A 5,099-nucleotide genomic window follows, 5' to 3' on the forward strand; every position below is an offset into this window, starting at 1 on the left:
CCGTATGCCCCGCCTCCTGGCCCTGCTCGCCGCCGTGCTCGTCCTGGGCGGTGTCGCGGTCGGCGCCACCCTGCACGCCGCGGACCGGGCCGCCGAGAAGGATCACGCACGGCCGGGCGACCCCCGCGTCCGCCCCGGCAGCGTCGTCCTCGGCGCGCCGGGCCGGAGCGTCTTCCGGAACATGGCCTGGGGCCCTCACCGCGACGAGATCTCCGCCGTCCCCGCGGACGATCCGGCCGGCCCCCGTACGTCTTCCGGCGTCCGCTGTCTGCGCTTCCACGCGGCCAGTGGCACCGGTATCTGTCTGCAGGCCGTGCACGGCAGGCTCCGTGACAGCTACCGCGCCGTGGTCCTCGACGCGCACCTGCGCGAACTGCGGCACTACGACCTGGCGGGCGTGCCGACCCGGGCCAGGGTCTCCCCCAGCGGCCGGAGCGTCGCGTGGACCGTCTTCGTCAGTGGTGACTCCTACGCGGGGACGGCGTTCTCCACGCGCACCTCGGTGCTCGACACCCGTACCTGGAGCCTGGACCGCGACCTCGAGGACTACCGGCTCCTCCTGGACGACCGCCCCCACCGGACGGCCGATCTCAACGTCTGGGGCGTCACGTTCGCCGACGACACGCACTTCTACGCGACCGCCGCCACCGGCGGGCGGACCTATCTCGTCCGCGGCGATCGCACCGACCGGACGCTCCGCACGCTGCACACGAACGTCGAATGCCCTTCCCTCTCACCCGACGGGACGCACATCGCCTACAAGAAGCGCGTCGAGGGCGCCTCCTCCGACGCGCCCTGGCGCCTCTACGTCCTGGACCTGCGCACGCTGCGCGAGAGCGCGACGGCGGAGCGCCGGAACGTCGACGACCAAGCGGTCTGGCGCGACGGACACACGCTCGTCTACTCCCTGCCGGGCGACTACGGCTCCGACCTGTGGACCGTGCCCGCGGACGGCTCCGGAGCGCCGTCCCTCCTGATGACCGCCGCCCTCGCCCCGGCGTTCACCGGCTGACCCCGGCCGCCGAAGGGCCGGACCGGCGCGGGGCTAGCGCCCCAGTTGCTTGCGGGAGACCCGGCGCAGCCGCTTGCGCTGTTCGGGGTCCAGCAGCAGATAGGCGCCGACAGGCACGCCCACTATCACGAGCAGCCCTATCCAGAAGTTGAGGGCCAGCAGGACGGCCCCGACCGCCACACCGCCGATCGCGATCTTGGTCTTGGTGTTCATGCGCGTGCCTCCTTCGGCGGCTGCCGCCTGCCCCGGGAACGCCGGGCAGCGTCGTGCGGGTTCCCCGCCGCCGTCCGTCCGGAGAACGTCCGGCGGAGCCGTACCGTTCCTTGCCCGGACCCAGGCCGTACGCCTTCCGCCGCACGGAGCGGCCCGCACGTCCCCCATCCCAGTATGTGCCACGCATCACACTCGGAATGATCGCCTCCGATAACTTCCCTCTGTATCCTCGGCCGCTCACCAGCTAGTCAAATTTGAGGAATGCGCAGCGCCGTGACCCCGCCCTCTGCCGCTACACCCTCCGAGATCTCCCTCCTCGCACGCTGTTCGGCGGTCTTCCTGCCCGGCGACCCCGCACGCACCGGCCGCGTGGCCTTCTGGCGGCCGAACGACGACCCGCCCGCCGCGCTGGGCGACGTCGAGAACCTGACGGTCGTCGTCGCCGACGGCCCCGGCGTCACCACCACGACCGTCCGGGCCGTGACGCTGCCCGTGCGCGACGCCCTGCCCGTCCTCACCCGTGCCCGCGCCGCGCGCGCCGACGAGGCCGCCGCCTTCTGGGGCGCCGCCGCGGTGCTCGCGCTCCAGCTCGCCGCCCGCGGGCGGCTGCTGCCCGGTCTGAGCGCCACCGACCACGACGCCTGGCGGGTCGGACCACTCGCGCCCGAGGACATGACCCGGGTACGCGAACTGGCCGCCGCCATGCCACCTTCGGCACACGCCGTGCCGCTCCCCGACGACAACGACGGCAACGGTGGCCCGCTCCTGCTCCCCGCGCCGGAACGGCTCCTGCGCTCCTTCCTGGACGCCGTCGCCGACGGCCTCCCGCGTTCCCCCGCCGCGGCTCTCGCCGCGGGTGGCCCCGCCTTCGCGGCTCCCGCGCCCAGGCGCCTGCCCGAACAGCGCGCCTGGGCGGACAGCGTGGCCGCGGGGCACGACGCGGGCGTCCGGCTCTCCCTCCGTGTCGAAGTGCTCGGGATCGAACTCGCGGCGCCGGACACCGACAGCGCCCCGCCCCGCTTCCGGGCCGTCCTGCAGGTGCACAGCCTCGCCGACCCCGCACTCGTCGCGGACGCCGCCGAGGTGTGGTCCGGCTCCTCTCCCCTGGCGGCCGCGCTCGGCCGGGGAGCACGCATGAACGCCCTGCTCGCGCTCCGCCGTGCCGCACACGCCTGGCCCGCGCTCGCCCCACTGCTCTCCGCCGCGGTACCCGACGCCCTCGACCTGGCCGACGAGGAGGTCGGCGAGCTCCTCGGCGCCGCGTCCGAGGCGCTGGACGCCGCCGGGGTCCAGGTGCACTGGCCGAAGGATCTGGTCCGCAAGCTCACCGCGCACGCGGTCGTCGGCCCGCCGGACGGTCGCGAGGACGGCCCGGACACCGCCCGCCCGGGCATGCCGTCCCTCCTGTCGGCCGACGCGCCGCTCACCTTCAGCTGGCGCTTCGCCCTGGGCGGCCTGGAGGTCACCCAGGCCGAACTCGACCGCCTCGCCGAGGCCAGCAGACCCGCCGTGCGGCTGCGCGACCGATGGGTGCTCGTCGACCCCGAGACCGTACGCCGTGCCCGCGACCGCAAGGACCGCGAGCTGACGCCCGTGGAGGCACTCGGCGCGGCGCTCACCGGACATGCCCGGGCGGAGAAGGACGGCGACGGAGAGGAGACCGTCGACGTACAGGCCACCGGCTGGCTGGCCGCGCTGCGCGACCGTATCGCCGACCCCGAGAGCACGCGGGAGCCCGTCGCCCAGCCCGCCGCGCTCACCGCCACCCTGCGCGACTACCAGGTGCGCGGGCTCGACTGGCTGCACCGCATGACCTCGCTCGGCCTCGGCGGCTGTCTCGCCGACGACATGGGGCTCGGCAAGACCATCACTCTCATCGCCCTGCACCTGCACCGCCGCACGCTGCCCGAAACGGCCGGGCCGACGCTGGTCGTGTGCCCCACTTCCCTGATGGGCAACTGGCAGCGCGAGATCGAGAAGTTCGCCCCCGGTACGCCCGTCCGCCGCTTCCACGGCCCGGCACGGAGTCTGGACGGCGTGGCGGACGGGGAGTTCGTCCTCACCACGTACGGCACGATGCGCCTGGACGCGGAGCGGCTGGCCGGGACGGGCTGGGGGCTGGTCGTCGCCGACGAGGCGCAGCACGTGAAGAACCCGTACTCCGACACCGCGAAGCAGCTGCGCACCATCGGCGCCAAGGCGCGCGTCGCGCTCTCCGGCACTCCGGTGGAGAACAACCTGTCCGAGCTGTGGGCGATCCTCGACTGGACGACGCCCGGCCTGCTGGGTTCGCTGGGATCCTTCCGCAGGCGCTACGCGCAGGCCGTCGAAGGCGGTGCCGATCCGGCCGCCGCGGAACGGCTCTCCGCGCTCGTCCGCCCGTTCCTGCTGCGGCGGCGCAAGTCCGACCCGGGCATCGCGCCCGAGCTGCCGCCGAAGACGGAGACCGACCGGGCGGTCGCGCTCACCAAGGAACAGGCGGCCCTGTACGAGGCCGCCGTCCGGGAGATCCTCGCCGAGGTGGAGGCGGCGGACGGCTTCGAACGGCGCGGGCTGATCGTCAAGCTGCTCACCGGCCTGAAGCAGATCTGCAACCACCCGGCGCAGTTCCTGAAGGAGGACTCCCCGCGCGTCCCGGGCCGTTCGGGCAAGGTCGAGCTGCTGGACGAGCTGCTGGACACGATCCTGGCCGAGGGCGCGAGCGTGCTGGTCTTCACGCAGTACGTCGGGATGGCCCGGATCCTGGAGCGGCACCTGGCCGCCCGGGGCGTATCCGCGCAGCTCCTGCACGGCGGCACTCCCGTGCCACGGCGCGAGGAGATGGTGCGGCGCTTCCAGGACGGTGAGGTTCCCGTGTTCCTCCTGTCGTTGAAGGCCGCCGGTACGGGCCTGAACCTCACCCGCGCCGGTCACGTGGTGCACTTCGACCGCTGGTGGAACCCGGCGGTGGAGGCGCAGGCGACCGACCGTGCCTACCGCATCGGCCAGACCCAGCCGGTGCAGGTGCACCGGCTGATCGCCGAGGGGACGGTCGAGGACCGGATCGCGGAGATGCTCACGCGCAAACAGGCACTCGCGGACGCGGTCCTCGGCGCCGGGGAGGCGGCACTGACGGAACTGACCGATGCGGAACTCGCCGAACTCGTCGCACTCAGGGGGACTGGACGATGACCGGACACGACGACAACCACGACAACAACGACGACGAGCGCACCTTCGCCGCCCTGCCGCCCGAGCGCGGACGCGCCTTCGCCCGGAGCTGGTGGGGAGAGGCCTGGCTCAAGGCACTGGAGGACACCGCGCTCGACGGCCGGCAGCTGAAGGCCGGGCGCAGGCACGCGCGCGCGGGCGCGGTGGGCGCGGTGTCGGTCCGGGCAGGCCGCCTCACGGCCCTCGTCCGGGACCACGACGGCACGCCGCACCGCTCCGACGTGACGGTCCAGGAACTCCCGGCGGACGCGTGGGAGCGGCTGCTGGACCTGGTGGCCGACCGGGCCGGGTACATCGCCGCACTGCTCGACCGCGACATACCGCCGCACCTGGCCGAGGACGCGCTGGCGGCCGGTGTGGAGCTGCTGCCCGGCATCGGCGACCTGGAGCCGGAGTGCGGCTGCGGTGCCTGGGACCACTGCGCGCACACCGCGGCCCTGTGCTACCAAGTGGCGCGCCTGCTCGACCAGGACCCGTTCGTCCTGCTGCTGTTGCGCGGTCGCGGGGAGCGGGAGCTGCTGGAAGAACTTCAGTCCCGCAGTGCCGCACACGCCGCCGAGCGAGCGGCCGGGCCCGGAACCGACGCACCGTACGGCGTCCCGGCACGCGAGACCTTCGCAGCGGGCTTCCTCGTACCGCCGCTGCCGGCCCCGCCCCCTCCGGT

3 protein-coding genes and 1 pseudogene are annotated in these 5,099 nt (G+C 73.9%); 3 read left to right on the top strand and 1 reads right to left on the bottom strand.

The genetic code is table 11. The features are described 5' to 3' along the window. The coding region (locus K6I34_RS31205; protein ID WP_374231073.1) for a TolB family protein at positions 1–1,012 on the top strand (1,012 nt) is incomplete at its 5' end. 33 nt (positions 1,013–1,045) lie between these two features. On the opposite strand, the gene K6I34_RS31210 is transcribed toward K6I34_RS31205, so the two are convergent. Then, positions 1,046–1,225, bottom strand: coding sequence for a hypothetical protein (locus K6I34_RS31210; RefSeq protein WP_229331199.1), 180 nt, complete (start codon positions 1,223–1,225; stop codon positions 1,046–1,048). Positions 1,226–1,486: 261 nt separating this feature from the next. On the opposite strand from K6I34_RS31210, the gene K6I34_RS31215 reads away from it, so the two are divergent. Then, on the top strand, positions 1,487–4,396 hold the full coding sequence (locus tag K6I34_RS31215; RefSeq protein WP_229331201.1) for a DEAD/DEAH box helicase: 2,910 nt from the start codon (positions 1,487–1,489) through the stop codon (positions 4,394–4,396). Further along, positions 4,393–5,099 (top strand): annotated as a pseudogene (locus K6I34_RS31220) (SWF or SNF family helicase); the annotation flags it as partial. The gene K6I34_RS31215 and the pseudogene K6I34_RS31220, both read left to right, overlap by 4 nt.

It is taken from the genome of Streptomyces sp. UNOC14_S4, assembly GCF_020740835.1.
Lineage (GTDB): Bacteria > Actinomycetota > Actinomycetes > Streptomycetales > Streptomycetaceae > Streptomyces.